Source organism: Aggregatibacter segnis (assembly GCF_003130075.1).
GTDB classification, from domain to species: domain Bacteria; phylum Pseudomonadota; class Gammaproteobacteria; order Enterobacterales; family Pasteurellaceae; genus Aggregatibacter; species Aggregatibacter segnis_A.
In genome coordinates, this window is the sequence record NZ_NRCW01000004.1 from 281100 (window position 1) to 302973 (window position 21874).

The window sequence follows — 21874 nt, forward strand, 5'->3', positions numbered from 1 at the left end:
AAGTCGTGTAAAAGGAGAAGCGTATGTTATACGGGCTTGATATTGGGGGCACCAAAATTGAATTGGCGGTGTTTAATTCTCAGTTAGAGAAGCAATATAGCGAGCGGGTGGAAACACCGAAAAACAGCTATGAAGATTGGTTGAATGCCATTGTCAATTTAGTGAAAAAAGCCGATGAAAAATTTGGTTGCAAAGGGTCTGTGGGGTTAGGTATCCCTGGCTTTGTGAACCAAGCTACCGGCATTGCTGAAATTACCAATATTCGCGTGGCAGATAATAAACCCATTTTGCGTGATTTATCTGCGCTGTTAGACCGTGAAGTTCGCGCCGAGAATGATGCAAACTGTTTTGCATTATCAGAAGCTTGGGATGCTGAAAATGCACAATATCCTTCGGTGTTAGGCTTGATTTTAGGGACCGGTTTTGGTGGCGGATTTGTATTGAATGGCAAAATTCATTCAGGACAAACGGGCATGGCGGGTGAACTAGGGCATTTGCAACTGAACTACCACGCCTTGAAATTGCTCGGTTGGGATAAGGCGCCGATTTATGATTGCGGTTGCGGAAACAAAGCGTGTTTGGATACTTATTTGTCCGGTCGTGGTTTTGAAATGTTATACCGCGATTTGAAAGGCGAAGCGTTACCGGCAAAAGACATCATTCAACGTTTCTATGCGGGCGATAAAAGTGCGGTGGATTTTGTCGGCGTTTTTGTGGAGCTTGCTGCGATTTCTATCGGCAACATTATTACGGCTTTCGATCCGCATCTTGTTGTACTTGGCGGGGGATTATCCAATTTCGATTATTTATACGAAGCGTTACCAAAAGCGCTACCGCCACATTTAATGCGTAGCGCTAAAGTACCGGTGATTAAAAAAGCCAAATACGGTGATTCCGGTGGCGTACGTGGTGCGGCTGCATTGTTTTTATCCCGCTAATGATTAAAAAATAAAAAGGCTGAATATATTTCAGCCTTTCTTTTTTCTTTGAGATTATGGTTTTAACAAATTATCAACGGTTTCCACTTCCAGTCTGCCTTGTTCTACACGAATGGCTTTGGCGATTTGCTTGATCATTTTATCCCGAGGATTCTTTTCATCCAGCGTATAAATCGGTGTACTGCTCAAATAAGCAGAAATATTGTTAGCAAGTAGAGGGATAAGATTTTGCACTTGCCCCATATACTGTTGTGGCGAGCCGGACCAACGAAGCACACGAATATCTTTCAAATAGACGGCGCCTTTTTCTGCATCATAATATGGCACGGTGTCGAAGGTGAGATTCAATTTGGCAGAAAATTTATCGCTAGGGAGTTGAAATAAGCCATCGATAATGCCGTTTAATTCCAATCGTTTTTCTGCCGTTTGCCCAATTTTGGCGCTGAAATCATGCAGGTTGTAGTCCACGCCGGCGAGTCCCGGAATGCCATAACTGTTTTTATAATGATTGTGTTGTTTGAGTAATTGGTTAATTTCACTTTCGCCGATAGCCAGGGCAAAAGCGGAAGTTGAGCATGTGAATGTCAGTAAACAGGCACAAATGAAAGTCATGCCTTTTTGTTTTAACCATGTAAACATAGATGTTCTCCAATGCGTAAGGTTTAAAAAAAATCAAAAAACGGTTAAACTAGACCGCACTTTTATTGGTTTCAGGAGTTTTTATGCGTCAATATATCGTCAAAGCAACATTATGTTCTTCCATTCTATTGCTCTCTGCGTGCGGATCTTTATTTCCGTCGAGCAATACTCACAAACCGGGCGCGGTTATTGAGGCCGGCTCAACATCCGCAGCAAAATTTGATGTTAATGCTTTTGTACAAAAAGCGGAAACATTGCCACGCTTTGAATATACGCATAACAATACCCATTATGTCGCGTATCTTAATGGACAACCGGAATTGATTAAAGTTACGCACGACGGCGAGAATAAATTATTTTTCTATAAAGCCAGGAAAGTGTCTGCTGTGCAAGAAAACGGTAAAGTTTACAACGTAAATGATGCCAATGAATCGCATAACGCGTTAGTTGCCGAAGGGGCTAAATTGTACAAAATGTTGGGAACAAACAGCGCAGATAAAGGGGCGTCCAACATAAAAACCGGTAATGATGCTAAATTGAATTACCTTTGCATTGCAAAAATTCAGCAGGTTGCACAAACCTCACGGGTATTCCGCAGTTCAGCGAATCATGCTAACAGTGATTCGCGTCTTACCGCGGATGTTCGTTTAAACGGCAACCAATTTTATAAAATGGATTGTCAATTAGCCGGTGATCGTGTGGCTAAATTAAGTTTAATTAAAAAATAGCACGGGCTATTGGCTTAAAAGTGCGGTTAATTTTGACCGCACTTTATGTTTGTGGAGAACAAAAATATGTCGCAATTATCCGCATTATCCTTTGAGGAATATGTTCAGCAAATCCTTGCTGAGCATAAAGGTGAGCGCGTATATCATTTTACTTATAACGATAAAGAGTTTTGGTTAAAACAACCGGAACAATTACACGGTGTGTGGCATTTTTTGAAGCCGAAACCGAAACAAGCGTTTAAAAACGAAATTCAAAGTTTGCAATATCTTGCGGAACATGATGCGCCGGTGCCGCGCCTTGAAATGTTTGGTGAGGATTTTTTGGTGTTGGAAGACGGCGGGAACAGTGTGGCCCATTGGATGGGGCTTCATCTTTCCGAACAACAAAAACGCGCTATTTTATTGGATGCGGCGGTGGCATTGGCGACTTTGCATCAACAAGGGTTGGTGCACGGACGTCCGGCAATTCGCGATATCCTATGGCGTGATGGTCAAGTGTTGTTTATTGATTTTGAAGTGAATGCGACCAAGCGGGCTTTAAGTAAGCAAAAAGCGCGTGATTTGTTGCTGTTTATCTATAATTTATGTCGTGAAGATGAATTGTCCGATGAGATCATTTGCGATGTTATGCGAAAATACCGTGAATGTTGCGAGCCACAGGAGTGGCTGGATATGTTGGCATCCGTAGAGCATTATCGTTGTATTTACTATTTATTGTTGCCCTTTAAATCTATCGCCAAGCGGGATCTTATCGGGATTTATCGGCTATACCAGAATATTGAACAAGTGAAAAAAGAGGACTAAATGAAAAAAATCATCATGACATTATTTATTGTTTTGACTCTCAGCGCCTGTTCCGTCGGTGTCGGTGTTGGTGGCGGTTCTAATGGTGTCGGCGTTGGTGTTGGCACTGGCGTTCGATTCTAAAAAAATGTCCGATAATATTTCTTATCGGGCATTTTTTAATGTTTAACGTACGACTTTAATGTCTGTTCCACTTCATAAATCCAATCTAATTCATGTTGCGTGAACCCGGCCTGTAAACGGGCATCTGTGTTGATTACCCCTTTAAAAATTACAATTCGATATTTATGCAGCAATTCGGTAAAGCATTTCATGGCATCTAATCCGCGTTTGGCGGAAAGCGCATGATACCAATGATTGCCGATATAAACGTGCCCGATCTCATCTGTTAAAATCACATCTAAAATCTTGACGGCAGCCATATCTTTTCGTTGTGCAATTTTTTCTTGTAACACAGGTGTGGCATCCAGCCCTCGCGCTTCCAGTACACGCGGCACTAATGCCATTCGTTCCCAAATATCATGCGCGGTTGCCTGTGCCATTTCCCATAAACCTGCATGGGCTTCAAAATCGCCATATTGATATCCAAGGGTCTGCAAATGCGCGTTGACTAAGGAAAAGTGTGTACTTTCTTCACGTGCGACACGCAGCCAATCCTTTACAAATGCCATGCCTTCGCCTAATTCTTGTTGCGCATTTCGGCCAAACCGCCAAGCAGCATCTAAGCCTAAATTAATGGCATTAAATTCAATATGGGCAATAGCGTGCAACGTTGCGGCATAACCTTCTTCTGTGGCGAAAGAACGTTTCGGCACATCTTTCGGTGCAACGAGTAACGGCTTCTCCGGAATACCGGCAAGATCCATTTGTGGTATCACTTCCGGAAAATCGGATAATTCCGCCAATTTAATCTGCGGTAATAGCTCATCATAAAGATGATTTACTAAGCGGCATTTTTCTAACGGATCTGTGGTTTGCAGTGCCGTGGTAACGGCATGCCAAAAATCTTGAGCGGCATAAAGTGCGGTCATTTTTTCCCTCGTTTTTTATTGTTCTTCCGGAACGTAACGAATTAACCCTTCTTGTTGGGTGGTCGCAATTAATCTGCCATCTGCTGCGAAGAATTGACCGCGAGCAAGGCCGCGGGCGGCATAGGCGTTGTTGCTTTCAATGGCATATAACAGCCAATCATTCATATCAAACGGGCGATGGAACCAAATAGAATGGTCAATGGTGGCGACTTTCATGCCTTTTTGTAAAAAGCCTTTTTCATGGGGATGAAGTGCGGTCAAAATGCAATGAAAATCGGAGAAATAGGCAAGCAGACATTGTTGAATGCGATAGTCTGTCGGTGCTTCGCCATTGGTGCGTACCCAAGAGTATTGTTGTGGAGGCAGTTTATGTCCGCGGAACGGGTTATTTAAATATTTGGTACGAATATCAAATGGACGCTCTGCCGTAAATTTATCGCGCACGGCTTCCGGAATGGTTTGTGCCATTTGCTGAATGACCGAGCTTTCTGACATTAAAGCATCAGGGGCTTCTACTTTTGGCATCTCGCTTTGATGCTCAAAGCCTTGTTCCAGGGTTTGGAAAGAGGCGGTAATGTGGCAAATCGGTGATTTATGTTGAATGGCTTTTACCCGCATCGCTGTGAAATTTCTGCCCTCGCGTAAAATTTCGACATCATAAATAATCGGATATTGGCTGTCGCCCGGCGAGAGAAAATAGGCGTGGCAAGAATGTAAAAAACGATCTTGAGGGGCGACTTGAATCGCAGCAGAAAGCGCCTGAGCCACGACTTGACCACCGAACACTTGGCGAAACCCGAGATCTTGGCTTGCTCCGCGAAAAAGTAAATCGTCGATTTTTTCCAGTTTTAACAGTTCGATAAGTTGGTTAAGTGCGGTCATGATTTTCCTCGTTTGTTTAAAGTTCAGGCTGTTCTGATGTGATCCGGAGATAACATTTGCAATTCAATAGGGCTTATTGCATAATGCGAAACCTTAATCGCGCTATCAAATCTTGCGGTTAATTCAATGGAAACCTTTTCGGTCCCTCGCAATGAAGTCTGGTTTACCAGGTCAGGTTCGGAAGAAAGCAGCCAGAGTCAGAATTTTCGTGTGCCGAGACTAAGCCGGAAAGGTTTCCACCTTTCCAGCCCTTCCTTTTAAATACGTTGTGTCAGTTGCTTGAAAAAGCCATTTTCTTTATTGATCAATTCGCTGTACGAACCTTGTTCAATTAATCGACTGTTATCGATCACCACAAGTTGATCAAATTGCTCAATAGCGGTTAAACGGTGCGTCACCATAATTAAAGTCTTGCCGACACTGTGTGCCAAAATCGCTTGCAGAATATTGCGTTCGGTTTCTCGATCCAAGCCTTCTGTCGGTTCATCTAAGAGTAGGATTGGCGCATCATTTAATAACACACGGGCTAAGCCTAAACGACGTTGTTCACCGCCCGACAACGGACGGCCGCCGTCTCCCAGCCATAAATCTAATCCTTGTTCTTGATTCACTAATTTTTCCAAGCCCACTTGTTGTAGCACGGCAACCATTTTTTCATCGCTTAATGGCGCATGGGTAGCCAGTTGCAAGTTGTTACGCAGAGTATCGCTAAACACATGCACGCGTTGCGTTAAGAAACAAAATTGTTGGCGTAAACTACTTTCGCTATAGGCTTGAATGCGATTGCCGGCGAATAAGATTTCTCCTTGGTTGGCATCATAATTGCGTACCAATAATTGAAGTAGCGTCGATTTGCCACTGCCGGTTTTCCCTAAAATGGCAAGTTTTTCACCGGCTTCAATATGGAGATTTAAGTCCACTAATGCCGGGTTATCACGTTGCGGATAAGTGAAATGAACGTGATTAATTTGCAATAACGGCGCTTGAGTTTGGCTTTTAACAAGTTGTGTGCCGGAAAAATCTACCAATGGCTGTTGTTCGATAATATCCGTCACCCGTTCAGCCGATGCCACCATTTGCCCAATGTGCAAAAATGCAGCGCCGATCGGCATTAAAATTTCAAACGAGGCGAGGGCGGCAAAGGCAAACAAGCCAATTAATGCAGCACGGTATTCATCGCTGCCCAAATCCACTTGTGCGGCAAACCACATCACAATACATAACACCAAGCCGTTGGCGAACAACAAAAGTGCGGTGGAAAATCCCGATAAATTCGCTTCCTGTTGTTGATAGTCTTGCCATTGTTGTTCGGTTTGGCTCAATTTCCCTTTTAGTTTTTCTTCCCCGTTAAATAACAATAATTCTGCTTGAGCCTGAATAAATTCCACAAATTGCGTGCGGTACAGGGCGCGGGATTGGGTTAATTTAGCGCCGAATTTGTTGCCCAGATGGTAAAAGATTGTTGGGATCACCAGTAATAACGTCAGTAACGTGAGGCCAAGGAACAGCGCAAGTGGCACATGAACAAAACTTAATCCAATGGTAATAAATGTAATCACCACAATGGCGCTGATAAACGGTGCAATCAGGCGAAGATAAAGTCCGTCCAAGGTATCCACATCGGCAACCAAGCGGTTTAATAAATCACTGTTACGATAGCGATTGAGCACGCCCGGGCTTAATGGAATAATTTTGCTAAACACTTGCACGCGTAATTTGGCTAACACGCGGAAAGTGGCATCGTGGGTGACGACTTTTTCAAAATAACGCGCCACGGTACGCCCGATGGCTAAACCGCGTACGCTGGCAGACGGATAGAAAAAGTTAAACAGCGAACCCAAGCCGGCAATGGCGGTCGCCGCCAAGAACCAGCCGGAAAGGGTAAGCAACCCGATGCTGGAGGCAAGTCCTAAAATCATTAATAAACCACCGAAAATTAACGGCAGTTTGGCAAATTTAAATAAACGAATAAAAGGCAATAAAGCACGCATTAGTTAATATCCTGTTGTCGTTGTGCCAATAATTCGGCGAAGAAACCTTGATGTTGCAGTTGGTCAAAATGCCCCAGCTGAATAATTTGTCCGTGGCGCATCACTAAAATGGTGTCGCATTGTTTCAGATCTTCAATGCGGTGAGTGATCATCACGGTTGTTTGTTGGCGACTGATGTGTTGTAAGGCTTGTAACACTTGATTTTCCGATTGCGCATCAAGGCTGGCAGTCGGTTCATCTAATAACAACAAATTGCCTTTGCGTAGTAGCGCACGTGCAACGGCCAAACGTTGTGCTTGCCCGACGGACACGCCAATGCCACCTTCTTTAATTTCTGCCTCTAAGCCGAGACGGTCGGTAAATTCTTTCGCTTGCGCTAAGGCTAACGCGTGATCAATTTCTTGCGCGGAAGCTTGAATGTCACCCAATAATAAATTCTCTTTAATCGTGCCTTGCAACAACAACGGGTTTTGTCCGACCCACGCAATGTGTTTGCGCCATTGAGCTAAATCGACATCACGCAATTCTTGCCCGTTGATTTTCAGGCTGCCTTCATAAGGTAAAAAGCCCAAAATGGCATTGATCAGCGAGGTTTTTCCGGCGCCGCTTTGTCCCACAATCGCGATGTGGCTCTGCGCCGGAATATGGAAATTCAGCGCCTCTGTCAGCGGTTTGCCTTGTGGCGACAAGACAACCACATTTTCACCTGAAATTTCCACCGCACTTTGGCTTTCAAATGCCGCTTTGCTGTCGCCTTGGGCGATTAAATAATCTTCTTCCAAGAAATCTACAATGGCATCTGCCGCACCGATACCGGCGGCACGGTCATGATAATAGGTGCCGAGGTCGCGTAATGGTTGGTAAAACTCCGGTGCAAGAATAAGGCAGAAGAAACCGATAAAGAGTGTAATCGGCGTGCCGTAACTGCCGAATTCCACTTGTCCTAAATAACTGAAACCGAAATACACTGCCATTAATGCAATAGAAATCGAAGTGAAAAACTCGAGGACGGCAGAGGAGAGGAACGCCATTTTTAGCACATCCATGGTAGTTTCACGGAAATCTTCCGTACTGTTTTCAATATGGCGGGTTTGCTCGGAAGTGCGGTCGAATAAACGTAAGGTTTCCAAACCGCGCAGACGATCGAGGAATTGACCGCTTAACCGCGCAAGGGTATCCATGTTCTTTTGGCTGCTGTCTGCTGCCGCTTTGCCCACCAAAATCATGAAGATAGGAATCAGCGGTGCAGTGCCCATTAAAATCAAACCGGCTGCCCAGTTTAACGGGAACACGGCAATCAGAATAATCATCGGCACAATGGCGGAAAGCGCTTGTTGCGGTAAATAGCGGGCGTAGAAATTGTGCAGGTTTTCCACCTGTTCCAACATGATGGTTGCCCAGCTGCCGGCAGGTTTATTGTTAATCGTTGCAGGGCCAACTTGATGGATTTTATCCAAAATTTGCTGACGAATAATATTCCGCAATAATTGACCGCACTTGAAGCCGATTTTTTCTCGGATCCACAAAATCAGCGCACGTAGCGCAAAGCCGACGACTAAGCCGATAAAGTAAGGCGCTAAACCGGTGGCCGGTTCGCCCAGAATAATGAGCTTATGCAGCAAAGAGGCCAAGAGATAAGTCTGCCCCACTAAAATCACTGAGGAGAACGTAGCGAGCAGAATGTTGAGATTCAAATATTTTTTAATCGGCTTTTGCTGTGTGCGAAGCCATTGTTGCAAATATTTTTGACGAGATTTATCCATAAGTTATGTTGTATCAGAAACAGAAAAACGGAAGGTGGGCGTTATTGCCCACCCTGTATTGCACAATGTGTTGTCTCGGTGCAATGACCGAACAGTTATGCTTTTTGCGCATCCAAATAACGCTCAGCATCTAATGCCGCCATGCAGCCGGTGCCGGCAGAGGTAATGGCTTGACGATAGTTGTGATCCATCACATCGCCTGCGGCAAAAACGCCTTCCACAGACGTGGCAGTCGCATTGCCGTCTAAACCGGATTTCACCACGATATAGCCGTCCTTTAATTCCAGCTGGTCTTGGAAAATTTCCGTATTCGGTGCATGACCGATGGCCACGAAGACGCCGTCTAATGCGACCTCTTCCGTTGCGGCGGATTGCACGTCTTTCAAACGTACGCCGGTCACGCCCATGTTGTCGCCCAACACTTCATCTAAAGTGCGGTTGGTATGCAGTACGATTTTGCCTTCTTCCACTTTTTTGTATAAGCGGTCGATGAGAATTTTTTCTGCACGGAAACTTTCGCGGCGATGGATTAAATGCACCTCAGAAGCAATGTTGGCTAAATAGAGTGCTTCTTCCACAGCGGTGTTACCACCACCGATGACGGCAACCGGTTTGTTGCGATAGAAGAAACCATCACAAGTGGCACAAGCGGAAACACCACGGCCTTTGAAGTTTTCTTCGGAAGGCAAGCCTAAATAACGGGCAGAGGCACCGGTGGCGATGATTAACGCATCGCAGCTAAAGGTTTGTGCATCGCCGTATAATTTGAATGGGCGAGAAGATAAATCTACACTGTTAATGTGATCGAAGACGATCTCGGTCTCGAATTTTTCTGCGTGTTGCAACATTCTTTGCATTAATTCAGGGCCGGTCGTTTCACCGAAATCACCCGGCCAGTTTTCAATTTCACTGGTGGTAGTGAGTTGTCCGCCTTGTTGTAATCCGGTGACGAGTACCGGTTTTAAATTGGCGCGTGCCGCATAAATAGCCGCAGTGTAACCGGCAGGGCCGGAACCTAAAATGAGTAATTGCGCGTGTTTAATATCTGACATAATCAATCCTTATCAACTTAATATTTGCGAGCGCTATTATAGAAGATTTCCCATCAGTACAACAACGAATAGAGCAATCGGCGGTATTTATTGGTTACCGGATCGTTGTTGCCGATAGCGGCCAAAATGGATAAAAATTCCTGCTTGATTTTACCGTCTTCCGCGCCTAAATCTTGACGTAAAATGGTAAATAACAACTCCAAGGCTTCTTCGTTGCGGTTAGCTTGGTGTAATTGCAACGCCAATTTCAACGCAAGATCATGGGTTGGCTGTTTTGCAAATTCTTCCTGTAATTGTTGAATTTCCGGTGTATCAGCGGCTTTAATCAACAAGTCAATTTGCGCTTGTAATCCTTGCCAGCGACTGTCGCGATCTTGCAATGGGATTTTGTTCAAAATCTGCTGTGCAGGCTCAGTTTTTTTCATGGCGATATAGGTTTCAGCATAGAGCAGTGCGATATCGCTATTTTTCTGATCAGACAACTCCCACGCCTCTTTCAGCAACGGCAATGCCTGCTCATAATTTTCCACCGCAAGCAAATCCAATGCCTGATTAAATTTAATTTCTTCCTCTTTCGGCAAAATCACACTCAAACGCTGTTGCAATGTGGTGTTGTCCAACGCTCCTTGAAAGGCATCCAACGCTTGCCCATCTCTAAACAAATAAGTGGTTGGCAATGCTTGAATGCGAAATTGCGCTGCCACCATTTGTTCTTTCTCACAATCCACTTTGGCTAACACAAATTGCCCTTGGTATTGGTTGGCATAATTTTCCAAGGTTTTCACAAACGCCACAGAATCCGCATGGCTTGGCGCATAAAACGTGATCACCAAAGGATGATGTTGTGAAAGCTGTAAAATTTCGTTGAGATTTTGCTCGTTGAGGTCACGAATTGCAGGAAAATCAGTCATGTTCTTCTCTTGTTTTGAATGAAATGAATGGCGCACATTATAGCAAAGTGCGGTAGGATTTTTTAGTGTTTTTCCGGATTGGGCAATCGCGTGTTTCTTGAAGAAAGGGGATGCATGTAAACAGTTCAAAGGTTAGACGGATGTTATTTGAAAAAGCGAAAACACCTGAAAATTTGACCGCACTTTGAAACGTAAAAATGTTGTTTGGAAATAAAGTGTTACCAAAAGAATTAATAAAATTTTTGTTAGAAACGCTTTTTAAAACGTTATGAAAACGTGAAGATGAAAAATTACCTTTAATAGGGTTTTTGAATTAATTTAATAGATTTTAATTGGTAAAACCTTTTTATATTATGTTTGGTGATATTTACTTCAAACCAACATTTATTTTATAAGGAGTTTTCTATGAGTGCTAAATGCCCTTTTTCTCATCTAACCAGTACGCCTTTAACGATGGGTAACGGTGCGCCCGTTGCAGATAACCAGAACAGTTTAACTGCGGGCCCACGCGGTCCGTTACTTGCGCAGGATTTATGGCTTAACGAAAAATTAGCGGATTTCGTGCGTGAAGTCATTCCGGAGCGTCGTATGCACGCGAAAGGTTCCGGTGCGTTTGGTACTTTTACTGTAACACACGATATTACTAAATATACCCGCGCAAAAATTTTCAGCAAAGTCGGCAAAAAAACGGAAATGTTTGCTCGTTTCACCGCCGTTGCAGGTGAACGTGGTGCTGCGGATGCAGAACGTGATATTCGTGGTTTTGCTTTAAAATTCTACACCGAAGAAGGGAACTGGGATATGGTCGGTAACAATACGCCGGTGTTCTTCCTGCGCGACCCGCTCAAATTCCCGGACTTAAACAAAGTCGTCAAACGCGATCCGCGCACGAATATGCGCTCCGCCACCAATAACTGGGACTTCTGGACGCTGCTACCCGAAGCACTACACCAAGTCACCATTGTTATGAGTGATCGCGGTATTCCGGCAAGCTATCGCCATATGCACGGTTTCGGTTCACATACTTACAGTTTCTGGAACGAAGCGGGCGAACGTTTTTGGGTGAAATTCCACTTCCGTACTCAGCAAGGCATTAAAAACTTGACTGATGCAGAGGCGGCAAAACTTATCGGAAAAGACCGCGAAAGTCACCAGCGTGATCTGTACGAAGCCATCGAACGCGGTGAGTTTCCGAAATGGACGATGTACGTACAAATTATGCCTGAAGCCGATGCGGAAAAAGTGCCTTACCACCCATTCGATTTAACCAAAGTATGGCCGAAAAAAGACTATCCATTAATTGAAGTAGGGGAGTTTGAACTTAACCGCAATCCGGAAAACTTCTTTGCTGATGTGGAACAATCTGCCTTTGCACCGAGTAACTTAGTGCCGGGGATCGGTGCAAGCCCGGATAAAATGTTGCAAGCGCGTCTATTCAACTATGCGGATGCACAACGTTATCGTTTAGGGGTGAACTACCGTCAAATTCCGGTAAATCGTCCACGTTGTCCGGTGCACAGCAACCAACGTGATGGTTTTGGCCGTGTGGACGGTAACTACGGTAGCTTACCGCACTATGAACCGAATAGTTTTAATCAATGGCAACAACAACCGGATTTTGCCGAACCACCACTTCGTATTAATGGTGATGCTGCGCACTGGGATTTCCGTAATGATGATAACGATTACTTCAGCCAACCGCGTGCATTATTTAATTTAATGAATTCGGAGCAAAAACAAGCCTTATTCAATAACACGGCAGCCGCAATGGGGGATGCACCTGATTTCATCAAATATCGTCACATTCGCAACTGTCATTGGTGTGATCCGGCGTATGGTGAAGGTGTTGCCAAAGCATTAGGCTTAACTGTTGAAGATGCTTTAAAAGCACGTGAAGTAGATCCTGCTTTAGGTCAACCAGGATTGTTGTAATTTCAGGTTTTAATGCATATAGGTTGAGCGACAAAAAACACCTGAAAAACGGATTGGGCTTTATCATAAAAAAAACATCACCTGAAATCTTAATAGCCGTGATATGCAATTTTTCGATAGAGCTCAGTCAAAAATTACTTATAAAAAATCCCCTAAATTAAGCATTTAGGGGATTTTTGTTTTTAATAAGGTGTGATTATTTCATTCCTTTCTTAACCAAATCTTCATAACCACCATGGTTGGTGACGTTGGTATAGCCGGCTTTTTTCAGCTCATTCAGTGCAGATTCTGCGCGGCGGCCGCTACGGCAGTAGAGGTTAACCGGGGCATCTTTATCCGGGCTAACGGATTGGATGCGTTCAAGGATTTGATCGTGTGGAATGTTCACCGCATCTTGTAAATGACCTGCGTTAAATTCCTCAGCTGAACGTACATCAATCCAAACGCCTTTTGTATTTGCTTGCTGCGCCATCGCTTTTTCTGTTTCTGGCATAGAGGCTGCAGAGGTAGCTAAGGGTGCTGTCATCGCAGCAGCGAAAACGATCGCAGTCATCAATTTTTTCATGATTTAATCTCCTTTTATATGGATGGTTATGTGTTTTGAATCGCCCATTATGTTACTCACAAACACGGCAGTAATAAATGGCAAATTAGACCAAAAATGAGATGTTTTATGAATCGTTTTGATAGGAAATTTTAGGGGATTTAGGCAGAGCTCAAGCGATCAGATGTTGAGTTTTGAAAAACATCTAAAAATCTGACCGCACTTTGAACTATTTCACACTCAATCTCACCGCCACGGTTTCGCCAGCCTCAAGATAACGATGGATTCGCGCGGTTTCTACGCACACCATGGTTTGATAGCCGTTTTCTGACATGCTGCTTGTGGCTTTGTGCCATGGGTTCCATAACACCACATCGCTGGCATTTTGATGTGTCACGAATAGGGTGCGTTGGTTGGCTTGGTCGTGAATTTTCGTTGGCTGTTGTGGCGCGGCATAAATGCAATCCACGTTTTCATTGATGGCACGTGGTGAAGGCACAGTTTCCTGCGATTGGGTCAGGGAGTTAAAACAGGTTGTTGGCAGGTTGACGATCGTCGTGTTGGCGATGTTGCCAATGTTGAAATAACTGTGTAGCGCTAGTTGCACGTTTTCCATGCCGGTTTCGCCGTAGTGAGTAAAGCGTACATCGCAATGTTCGGTGAATAGCATTTCAATTTTAGCCAAGATGATGTTGTGTTTGGAAAATAACGAAAAAAACAACCGCACTTTGTCGCTGCTAATCTCGTAGTCGCTTAGTTGCCATAGGCTGGTACGGGCGAAACCGTGTGCCGGCATGCCGGCATTACCAAACCATGGGTAGCAAATAGGAATGCCGCCACGAATGGCGTTACCGGCTTTAAACGGCTCAATGTCACTTAACCACAATACGTCTTGTTTGCTGTGTGCCGGTTGCCAACTGAATAAATGCGCCCCTTGTAAGGCGATTTTGGCGGTGCCGACGGCGTGGCGTAAATGTAAAACGGGAATGTCGTTGTAAGCATATAAGCTCAATTCCGGCGTGATTTGTTGTTGTAATTGAATGTTCATCATCTTGTCCTTGTTGATTCAGAAAGAAGGGGAAATCTGCTATACTGTGCCGACTTTTTAACAGGTGAAAAATAATGGCGTATTCAAAACAAATTAGCAAGGCGTTTTCCCCAGACGGTGCATTGAGCGCCCATATCAAGGGCTTTCGTCCCCGCGCAGAACAGGTCGACATGGCGACGGCGGTGGGCAATGCCATTGAACAGCAAGGGGCGTTAGTGGTGGAAGCCGGTACGGGGACGGGCAAAACCTTTGCGTATTTGGCGCCGGCGTTATTGGCGAAAAAGAAAACCATCATTTCCACCGGTTCCAAAAATTTGCAAGATCAGCTGTTTAATCGCGACTTGCCCGCCATTCAAAAAGCCCTCAGGTATAGCGGCAAAATTGCTTTGCTCAAAGGGCGTGCCAATTACTTATGTTTAGAACGTTTGGAACAGGTGATTGCGCAAGGCGTGCTGGGTGATCGTAGTGTGCTGCATGATTTATCCAAAGTGCGCAAATGGCGCAATACCACGAAGACCGGCGATTTGTCCGAATGCATTGAGATTGCCGAAGACAGCCCGATTTTGCCTCAACTCACCAGCACGGCCGAAAGTTGTTTGGGGAGTGATTGCCCTAATTATGCGGATTGTTTTGTGGCATTGGCACGTAAAAAAGCGTTGAATGCGGATTTGGTGGTGGTCAATCATCACTTATTTTTTGCCGACATGGCAGTGAAAGAAAATGGCTTCGGCGAATTGATCCCGAATGCAGAAGTGATTGTGTTTGATGAAGCGCACCAACTGCCTGATATCGCCAGCCAATATTTCGGTCAATCGGTGACATCCCGCCAACTTTTTGATTTATGTAAAGACATTCAAATTACCTACCGCACTGAAGTGAAAGACATGAAACAGCTTGGTGTGGCGGCGGATCAACTGTTAAAAATCGTGCAGGATTTTCGTTTAATGTTGGGTGAAGGCAATTTGCGCGGTAACTGGCGGCAAATGCTGCAACAAAGTGCGGTCAAAAAAGCCTTTGATTTTTTATTGGAAAAACTGAATTTCACCGCTGAGGTGGTGAAATTGGGCTTGGGGCGTTCGCAAACGCTGGACAGTATTTTTGAGCGCATTGCGCAGTTACAAAATTTACTTAAACGCCTGACGGAAACGGAAATCACCGGCTATTGCTATTGGTTTGAGTGTATCGGTCGCCAGTTTGGGCTACACATTACGCCACTTACTGTGGCGGATAAATTTGGTGAGCAAATGGCGAAACAAAGATGCGCCTGGATTTTCACTTCTGCCACCTTGGAAGTGGGAGGCACTTTTGCCCATTTTTGCCAGCGTTTAGGCATTCAACAGGCTGCGCAGAAAATTCTGCCAAGCCCTTTTAATTATGCAGAGCAATCCTTGCTATGCGTACCGCGTTATCTGCCGGCAACCAATCACAGCGGCACGTTCACCCAATTAGGCAAGATGTTACTGCCGATTATCGAAGCCAACCAAGGCCGTTGTTTTGTGCTTTGCACGTCTTACGCCATGATGCGTAGTCTGGCGGACTATTTTCGTGAAAACAGTGAATTGACGATTTTATTGCAAGGCGAAACGGCGAAAACCACCTTGTTGGAACAATTTATTTCCCAATCGCACAGCGTGCTGGTGGCCACCTCCAGTTTTTGGGAAGGCGTGGATGTGCGGGGCGATGCGTTGTCACTGGTGATTATCGATAAACTGCCGTTTACTGCGCCTGATGAGCCTTTACTGAAAGCCCGTATTGAAGATTGTCGCTTGCAAGGGGGCGATCCGTTTAACGATATTCAAATTCCCGAAGCGGTGATTACGTTGAAGCAAGGTGTTGGGCGGTTAATTCGTGATGTGACCGATCGCGGTGCTGTGATTATTTGCGATAACCGCTTGGTGATGCGACCTTATGGGGAAACCTTTTTACGCAGTTTGCCGAATTTTAAACGTACGCGGGATTTGCACAAAGTGGTACAATTCCTGACAAACTTGAAGACAGACGATAACAACGAATCAATATAAATATGAAAAATGTCACATTATTAGCTTTAGATACCGCAACAGAGGCTTGTTCTGTTGCATTATTACGTGGTGGTGAAAAAACACATTTAGCGCAATTTGCACAGCGTGAACACACCAAACATATTTTGCCGATGGTGGATGAAATTTTGGCTCAAGCAGGCATTACGCTACATCAAGTGGATGCCCTGGTTTTCGGTCGAGGCCCAGGCAGTTTTACCGGTGTGCGTATTGGCGCTGGCATTGCCCAAGGCCTAGCATTTGGGGCAGCGTTGCCGGTGATTCCGGTGTCCAATTTAGCCTCAATGGCACAAGCCGCTTATGTACAATATCAGGCAGAAAATGTGTTGACGGCGATTGATGCGCGTATGAATGAAGTGTATTTCGCCCAATGGCAGGCGAAAAAAGTGCGGTCAGATTTCGGCGAGTTTTTAGATTGGCAGCCGATGATTGCCGAGCAGGTGTGTAGCCCGTCAAAAGCCATTGAGCAGGTGGTTCAACAACATTGTGAAAATGCCGTTTTAGCAGGAACCGGCTGGGCGGCTTATCCTGAATTAAACGAAGCGAGTCTTGGTAAAGCGACAGAGATCACCTTGCCTTCCGCTTTATATATGTTGGATTTGGCATTGCCAAAATGGTTTGCCGGCGAGACCATCAGCCCGTTGGAGATTGAACCGATTTACTTACGTAATGAAGTGACGTGGAAGAAATTGCCGGGGCGAGAATAGATTTTAATCACCTTTTGAGAGGAGCATTAAAATGAGCAAAAAAATAGGGTTAATATTGACCGCACTTTCTCTTGTTTTAACCGGTTGTGTGCCGGCGCCGCAAGGGTTAGAGCCAAAACAATTTGATGCGTTAAATTTAAACAACATTCAACCGCAAGATTATGACTGCCGTTGTGTCAAAGTGCGTCTGGGCGGCAAAGTGATTTCTGCCACCGCCTTAAAAAATCAGACAAAAGTGGAAGTATTAAATCAAACGGTCGCGTATTTCTCTGCAAAACCGATGATTGATAGCCACAGCAATGGGCGATTTATTGCCTACTTAAACGGCTTTGTGGATCCGGAAAACTTAAAAGATCAATATATTACTGTTGCCGGTGTATTAAGCGGCAAAGAGCCGGGCAAAATTGATCAAGCGGATTACAGCTATCCGGTGGTGCAAGCCCATCAATATCGTCTTTGGAAGCTCGTGCAAGAATATTATTACGATCCGGATGATATGTATGATTACGGACCGTTTTATCCATACGGCTGGTGGGCGCCGAGATTTATGTGGGCCGAACCACGCCTTCGCTATAATTTGTATTAAGTTTGGGCGGAATGTTAGAATTCCGCCTCATTTTATAAAAATAAAGAAAAAAGATAAGGAATCACCATGACTAAACCTTGGTTTCAAAATTATCCGGAAGGTTCTGAGCATGAGTTGGACACCTCAGAATATGATTCGATTTTAGATATGTTTGATAAAGCGATTCGCGAACATCCCGACCGAGCTGCTTATATTAATATGGGACAAGTTTTAACGTTTCGTAAATTAGAAGAACGCAGCCGTGCTTTTGCTGCCTATTTGCAAAATGAATTGAAGTTGGAGCGTGGTGAGCGTGTGGCATTAATGATGCCGAATTTATTGCAATATCCAATCGCCTTGTTTGGTATTTTACGTGCTGGTCTTGTGGTGGTGAATGTGAATCCGCTTTACACACCACGCGAGTTGGAACACCAGCTGCAAGACAGTGGCGCCAAAGCCATTGTGGTGGTGTCTAACTTTGCTTCTACCTTAGAAAAAATCGTTTTTAACACTTCCGTGAAACATGTGATTTTGACCCGTATGGGCGATCAGTTGTCTTTCGGCAAACGCACATTAGTGAACTTCGTGGTGAAATACGTGAAGAAACTCGTACCAAAATATAAGTTGCCAAATGCGGTCACGTTCCGTGAAGTGTTGAGTGTCGGTAAATATCGTCAATATGTGCGTCCGCAAATGGAACGCGATGATTTGGCCTTTTTGCAATACACTGGCGGTACGACGGGCGTCGCGAAAGGCGCGATGTTGTCGCACGGTAATATTATCGTGAATGTGTTCCAAGCCAAGTGGATTGCCCATCCTTTTGTGGGCGATCGTAGTCGTGAACGATTGGCTATTCTAGCTTTGCCGTTGTATCACGTTTTTGCCCTCACCGTGAACTGCTTGCTGTTTATTGAATTGGGGGTGACTGCCGTATTAATTACGAACCCGCGTGATATCCCGGGTTTTGTAAAAGAACTGAAAAAATATCCGTTTGTGGCGATTACCGGTGTGAATACCTTGTTTAACGCCTTGTTAAACAATGACGAGTTGAAGAACGTAAACTTCTCTGCCTTAAAACTTTCCGTGGGCGGCGGCATGGCGATTCACCAGTCCGTTGCAACTCGTTGGCATGAATTGACCGGTTGTAACATTATTGAAGGTTACGGCATGACAGAATGCTCTCCGCTAATTGCGGCATGCCCTGTGAATGTGGTGAAGCATAACGGCAGTATTGGTGTGCCGGTCCCGAACACGGATATTCGAATTGTGAAAGAAGACGGTTCTGAAGCGACTCTCGGTGAAGCCGGGGAGTTGTGGGTGAAAGGCGAACAGGTGATGCAAGGTTATTGGCAACGCCCGGAAGCCACCGCAGAAGTGATCAAAGACGGTTGGATGGCAACCGGTGATATTGTGATCATGGATGAAAGTTACAGTTTGCGCATTGTGGATCGCAAAAAAGACATGATTTTGGTGTCCGGTTTTAACGTGTATCCGAATGAAATCGAAGATGTAGCGATGTTAAACAATAAAGTGGCTGAAGTCGCGGCAATCGGTGTGCCAAATGACGTGTCCGGGGAAACCATCAAACTCTTCGTTGTGAAGAAAGAGGACAGTTTAACCCGCGATGAATTACGACAACATTGCCGTAAATATTTAACCGGCTATAAAATTCCAAAAGACATTGAGTTCCGTGAGGAATTGCCGAAAACCAACGTGGGTAAAATTTTACGTCGTGTTTTACGTGATGAAGAAATTGCGAAACGTGCGACAACTGCCTAAGTTATTTTATTAATCAATTCGAGAGAGAATGTCGCTTTACAGCACATTCTCTCCTTTATTTCTATGACATATCAAATAAAAGAATGTAACACTCCACCAAACTTTAAATTAATTACCGATGACCATGCCTTGCTTGAGGTTTGTGAACAGGCGAGAGCGCAAAGTGCGGTGGCATTAGACACGGAATTTATTCGAGTCAGAACCCTGCACCCCAAATTAGGGCTAATTCAATTATATGCCGGTGATGAGGTGGCGTTAATTGACCCAACAACGATTCAGGATTTTTCCCCTTTTATTGCCTTACTTGCCGATGAAAGCGTATTGAAAGTATTGCATGCCTGTGGTGAGGATTTGGAAGTTTTTCAACATTATTTCCAACAATTACCACAGCCTATGTGCGATACACAGGTGATGGCGAATTTTCTTGGTTTTACCGGTTCTGCCGGTTTTGCTACGTTGGTGCAACATTATTTCCACATTGAAATTGATAAAGGTGCTTCACGCACCGATTGGCTAGCGCGTCCATTATCAGAGATACAGTTACGATATGCCGCTGCGGATGTATGGTACTTATTGCCTTTATATGCACAAATGCAGATACAACTGGCACAAACCGAATGGCAAAGTGCGGTGAAAAATGAATGTGAATTTTTACTGAACAAACGGGCTCATGCTGTTAAAAATCCTGATACGGCTTATTTTACGATTCCGAATGCGTGGAAGTTAAATCGCTTAGAATTAATGCGTTTAAAATTGCTCGCAAAATGGCGCATGGAAGAAGCCATGAAACGGGATTTAGCGTTAAATTTTGTGGTACGTGCAGAAAATTTATGGCAAGTGGCTAAATACAATCCGAAGAACACATCGGCTTTATTAGAACTCGGTTTGAGTACGGCAGAAGTTCGTATTCACGGTAAGAAATTGCTACAAATTATTGATCAGGTGAAACGCATTCCAGAGAATGATTATCCGCAGCCAATTCAACGTCTAGCGGATGATTCGCGCTATAAAGCCGTATTGAAGGTATTGCAGCAACAATTAATTCAGATTGCGCCGGCGAATTTACCGAAAGAGGTGATTGCCAGTAAGCGTCATTTAGAAAGTCTGATGAAGTGGCACTGGGGAAAAGAAACGGAGGATGAACCGCCGGAATTATTAAGTGGTTGGCGTAAACCCTTTGGTGAAAGCCTATTGGCATCTCTGAAAACATTCGATGCATAATGCTTTCAAATAAAAAAGTGCGGTGGTTTTTCAATACGTTTTTAAACGTTATAAAAATCGACCGCACTTTTTATTGATGGTGATTATTGTAATTTCTTACCTTCAAACTCACCCGTGAGACTTTCTAAGAAAGACGTAATGTCATCAATGTCTTGTTGTTGCGGTTTCACGTTGCTTTGATATTGCAACATAATGCGAACAGCTTCTTTCAAGTCTTTTGCCGTAGCATCATGCATATAAGGCGCAGTTAATGCGATATTACGCAATGACGGCACTTTAAAGCGATGCATATCATACGAATCCTTGGTTTGTTTGAAACGACCGTGGTCCTCTTCGGTAATTGGTGTGCCACGATCTTTGAAGTAATCGCCGTAAATACCCATGTATTCGTAAGATTGGCCACCCATATTTACGCCGGTATGGCAGGTATCGCATTTATGTTTCTTAAACAATTCGTAGCCTTTTAATTGCTGCTCATTTAATGCGGTTTTATCGCCTTTCAAGTAACGGTCAAAATCGCTGTTTGGCGTGATTAAGGTTTTTTCATATTCACCGATAGCGTGGGTTAATGTGGCTTGACTCACTTCAGGATAAACTTTTAAGAATTCTTTTTTGAATTCTTCATCCTGTTTAAATTTCGCTACAATGTCATCCCATGTGTGGGCGCCCATCTCGATAGGGTTAACCGGTGGTCCACCTGCTTGGTCAGCAAGATCGATTGCACGACCATCCCAGAATTGGACGAAGTTAAATGCGGAGTTAAATACAGTTGGCGCGTTGATGCCACCTTTTTTGCCTTCAATACCGATAGAGACATCTAAGCGGTCAACCCCACCTTTGTCGAGTTGGTGGCAAGTTTCGCATTGAACGGTACCATCTTGAGAGAGACGATCGTCCATAAAGAGTTTACGACCAAGTTCTACTTTGGCCGGATCCGTCATGATGGAATCCGGAATTGGTTGGATCAGGCTGTGAGGATTTGTTCCTTCCGTATTTGCCGGTAAAAAGGCTTTACGTTGTTCGCGAATCCAATTTAATAATGTGGTTTTTTCGTTTTCATCCGGACGACTTCCCCAGTGAACATGACGGAATGTCGCTACCGGCATTTCGTTATTTTCAATCACGCGTTCAAGTTTTGCTAAATCAACTTCAGATAATTTACTTGGATCTTTTAAGCCATCCAGTAATTTATTTAATAAAAAGACGCGTTTACCTGATTCAATTGTCAAAGTTACAAATAAGTGGCATAATCGGCAAAACTTAGAACGATAGAATAAGGCTTTAGCCTATTTTTTTACAC

General features: G+C 44.3%; 19 protein-coding genes, 1 other RNA gene and 1 pseudogene. 11 read left to right on the forward strand and 10 right to left on the reverse strand.

What is annotated here, in order from left to right; genetic code table 11:
* Positions 1-23 precede the first annotated feature (23 nt).
* Positions 24-938, forward strand: a complete 915-nt coding sequence (nagK, locus tag DK415_RS06650) for an N-acetylglucosamine kinase (RefSeq protein WP_109432961.1) — start codon at positions 24-26, stop codon at positions 936-938.
* A 54-nt stretch (positions 939-992) separates the two neighbouring features.
* On the opposite strand, the gene DK415_RS06655 is transcribed toward nagK, so the two are convergent.
* Positions 993-1577: a YceB family lipoprotein gene (locus DK415_RS06655; protein ID WP_109432962.1), complete on the reverse strand. Its 585-nt coding sequence runs from the start codon at positions 1575-1577 to the stop codon at positions 993-995.
* A gap of 83 nt (positions 1578-1660) precedes the next feature.
* Here DK415_RS06655 and DK415_RS06660 point away from each other — a divergent pair, with 83 nt between their 5' ends.
* The 3 genes from DK415_RS06660 (at position 1661) to DK415_RS09465 (ending at position 3232) form a co-directional block, all read left to right on the forward strand.
* A complete protein-coding gene (locus tag DK415_RS06660; protein WP_109432963.1) occupies positions 1661-2305 on the forward strand; it encodes a hypothetical protein in 645 nt (214 codons plus the stop codon).
* Positions 2306-2371: 66 nt separating this feature from the next.
* Entirely contained in the window at positions 2372-3109 is a 738-nt protein-coding gene (locus DK415_RS06665) for a phosphotransferase (RefSeq protein ID WP_239305586.1), read from the forward strand.
* Positions 3110-3232 carry a lipoprotein gene (locus tag DK415_RS09465; RefSeq protein ID WP_162540478.1) on the forward strand — a complete coding sequence of 41 codons (123 nt, stop codon included), beginning with the start codon at positions 3110-3112 and terminating at the stop codon, positions 3230-3232.
* Between the two features lie 35 nt (positions 3233-3267).
* Here DK415_RS09465 and DK415_RS06670 read toward each other — a convergent pair whose 3' ends face one another.
* Positions 3268-4140 carry a ferritin-like domain-containing protein gene (locus DK415_RS06670; RefSeq protein ID WP_109432965.1) on the reverse strand — a complete coding sequence of 291 codons (873 nt, stop codon included), beginning with the start codon at positions 4138-4140 and terminating at the stop codon, positions 3268-3270.
* 15 nt (positions 4141-4155) lie between these two features.
* The gene (gene tesB, locus DK415_RS06675) at positions 4156-5022 is read right to left on the reverse strand and encodes an acyl-CoA thioesterase II (protein ID WP_032997833.1); all 867 of its coding nucleotides are present in this window, start codon (positions 5020-5022) and stop codon (positions 4156-4158) included.
* Positions 5023-5157: 135 nt separating this feature from the next.
* Here tesB and ffs point away from each other — a divergent pair.
* An RNA gene (ffs, locus tag DK415_RS06680) (signal recognition particle sRNA small type) lies at positions 5158-5256 on the forward strand.
* Positions 5257-5279: 23 nt separating this feature from the next.
* On the opposite strand, the gene cydC is transcribed toward ffs, so the two are convergent.
* From cydC to DK415_RS06700, 4 genes are all read right to left on the reverse strand, one after another.
* Entirely contained in the window at positions 5280-7013 is a 1734-nt protein-coding gene (gene cydC, locus DK415_RS06685; protein ID WP_109432966.1) for a heme ABC transporter ATP-binding protein/permease CydC, read from the reverse strand.
* Entirely contained in the window at positions 7013-8776 is a 1764-nt protein-coding gene (gene cydD / locus DK415_RS06690) for a heme ABC transporter permease/ATP-binding protein CydD (protein WP_109432967.1), read from the reverse strand. Before cydD ends, cydC begins: the two co-directional genes overlap by 1 nt.
* A gap of 95 nt (positions 8777-8871) precedes the next feature.
* A complete protein-coding gene (gene trxB, locus DK415_RS06695) occupies positions 8872-9828 on the reverse strand; it encodes a thioredoxin-disulfide reductase (RefSeq protein WP_109432968.1) in 957 nt (318 codons plus the stop codon).
* A gap of 53 nt (positions 9829-9881) precedes the next feature.
* Positions 9882-10739, reverse strand: coding sequence for a co-chaperone YbbN (locus DK415_RS06700; RefSeq protein WP_109432969.1), 858 nt, complete (start codon positions 10737-10739; stop codon positions 9882-9884).
* Positions 10740-11144: 405 nt separating this feature from the next.
* On the opposite strand from DK415_RS06700, the gene DK415_RS06705 reads away from it, so the two are divergent.
* The gene (locus DK415_RS06705; protein ID WP_109432970.1) at positions 11145-12671 is read left to right on the forward strand and encodes a catalase; all 1527 of its coding nucleotides are present in this window, start codon (positions 11145-11147) and stop codon (positions 12669-12671) included.
* 196 nt (positions 12672-12867) lie between these two features.
* Here DK415_RS06705 and DK415_RS06710 read toward each other — a convergent pair whose 3' ends face one another.
* Positions 12868-13236, reverse strand: coding sequence for a rhodanese-like domain-containing protein (locus DK415_RS06710; RefSeq protein WP_109432971.1), 369 nt, complete (start codon positions 13234-13236; stop codon positions 12868-12870).
* Positions 13237-13444: 208 nt separating this feature from the next.
* On the reverse strand, positions 13445-14266 hold the full coding sequence (locus DK415_RS06715) for a D-hexose-6-phosphate mutarotase (RefSeq protein ID WP_109432972.1): 822 nt from the start codon (positions 14264-14266) through the stop codon (positions 13445-13447).
* 71 nt (positions 14267-14337) lie between these two features.
* Between DK415_RS06715 and DK415_RS06720 the strand changes: the two genes are divergently transcribed.
* The 5 genes from DK415_RS06720 to rnd all read left to right on the forward strand — a co-directional run bounded on the left by DK415_RS06720 (position 14338) and on the right by rnd (position 20574).
* Positions 14338-16284, forward strand: coding sequence for a DNA repair helicase YoaA (locus DK415_RS06720; RefSeq protein WP_109432973.1), 1947 nt, complete (start codon positions 14338-14340; stop codon positions 16282-16284).
* A gap of 2 nt (positions 16285-16286) precedes the next feature.
* Complete coding sequence (gene tsaB, locus DK415_RS06725) at positions 16287-17009, forward strand: tRNA (adenosine(37)-N6)-threonylcarbamoyltransferase complex dimerization subunit type 1 TsaB (protein ID WP_109432974.1); 723 nt, start codon at positions 16287-16289, stop codon at positions 17007-17009.
* A 31-nt stretch (positions 17010-17040) separates the two neighbouring features.
* Positions 17041-17595, forward strand: a complete 555-nt coding sequence (locus tag DK415_RS06730) for a Slp family lipoprotein (RefSeq protein WP_109432975.1) — start codon at positions 17041-17043, stop codon at positions 17593-17595.
* A 66-nt stretch (positions 17596-17661) separates the two neighbouring features.
* On the forward strand, positions 17662-19353 hold the full coding sequence (gene fadD, locus DK415_RS06735; protein WP_109432976.1) for a long-chain-fatty-acid--CoA ligase FadD: 1692 nt from the start codon (positions 17662-17664) through the stop codon (positions 19351-19353).
* Positions 19354-19416: 63 nt separating this feature from the next.
* On the forward strand, positions 19417-20574 hold the full coding sequence (rnd, locus tag DK415_RS06740; RefSeq protein WP_109432977.1) for a ribonuclease D: 1158 nt from the start codon (positions 19417-19419) through the stop codon (positions 20572-20574).
* Positions 20575-20657: 83 nt separating this feature from the next.
* Here rnd and DK415_RS06745 read toward each other — a convergent pair.
* Positions 20658-21860, reverse strand: a pseudogene (locus DK415_RS06745) (cytochrome c peroxidase); the annotation flags it as partial.
* Between the last annotated feature and the right edge of the window lie 14 nt (positions 21861-21874).

Bases quoted from the DNA above. Each gene is read 5' to 3' on its own strand.
- nagK (WP_109432961.1), top strand. From the start codon at position 24: ATGTTATACGGGCTTGATATTGGGGGCACCAAAATTGAATTGGCGGTG.
- DK415_RS06655 (WP_109432962.1), bottom strand. From the start codon at position 1,577: ATGTTTACATGGTTAAAACAAAAAGGCATGACTTTCATTTGTGCCTGT.
- DK415_RS06660 (WP_109432963.1), top strand. From the start codon at position 1,661: ATGCGTCAATATATCGTCAAAGCAACATTATGTTCTTCCATTCTATTG.
- DK415_RS06665 (WP_239305586.1), top strand. From the start codon at position 2,372: ATGTCGCAATTATCCGCATTATCCTTTGAGGAATATGTTCAGCAAATC.
- DK415_RS09465 (WP_162540478.1), top strand. From the start codon at position 3,110: ATGAAAAAAATCATCATGACATTATTTATTGTTTTGACTCTCAGCGCC.
- DK415_RS06670 (WP_109432965.1), bottom strand. From the start codon at position 4,140: ATGACCGCACTTTATGCCGCTCAAGATTTTTGGCATGCCGTTACCACG.
- tesB (WP_032997833.1), bottom strand. From the start codon at position 5,022: ATGACCGCACTTAACCAACTTATCGAACTGTTAAAACTGGAAAAAATC.
- cydC (WP_109432966.1), bottom strand. From the start codon at position 7,013: ATGCGTGCTTTATTGCCTTTTATTCGTTTATTTAAATTTGCCAAACTG.
- cydD (WP_109432967.1), bottom strand. From the start codon at position 8,776: ATGGATAAATCTCGTCAAAAATATTTGCAACAATGGCTTCGCACACAG.
- trxB (WP_109432968.1), bottom strand. From the start codon at position 9,828: ATGTCAGATATTAAACACGCGCAATTACTCATTTTAGGTTCCGGCCCT.
- DK415_RS06700 (WP_109432969.1), bottom strand. From the start codon at position 10,739: ATGACTGATTTTCCTGCAATTCGTGACCTCAACGAGCAAAATCTCAAC.
- DK415_RS06705 (WP_109432970.1), top strand. From the start codon at position 11,145: ATGAGTGCTAAATGCCCTTTTTCTCATCTAACCAGTACGCCTTTAACG.
- DK415_RS06710 (WP_109432971.1), bottom strand. From the start codon at position 13,236: ATGAAAAAATTGATGACTGCGATCGTTTTCGCTGCTGCGATGACAGCA.
- DK415_RS06715 (WP_109432972.1), bottom strand. From the start codon at position 14,266: ATGATGAACATTCAATTACAACAACAAATCACGCCGGAATTGAGCTTA.
- DK415_RS06720 (WP_109432973.1), top strand. From the start codon at position 14,338: ATGGCGTATTCAAAACAAATTAGCAAGGCGTTTTCCCCAGACGGTGCA.
- tsaB (WP_109432974.1), top strand. From the start codon at position 16,287: ATGAAAAATGTCACATTATTAGCTTTAGATACCGCAACAGAGGCTTGT.
- DK415_RS06730 (WP_109432975.1), top strand. From the start codon at position 17,041: ATGAGCAAAAAAATAGGGTTAATATTGACCGCACTTTCTCTTGTTTTA.
- fadD (WP_109432976.1), top strand. From the start codon at position 17,662: ATGACTAAACCTTGGTTTCAAAATTATCCGGAAGGTTCTGAGCATGAG.
- rnd (WP_109432977.1), top strand. From the start codon at position 19,417: ATGACATATCAAATAAAAGAATGTAACACTCCACCAAACTTTAAATTA.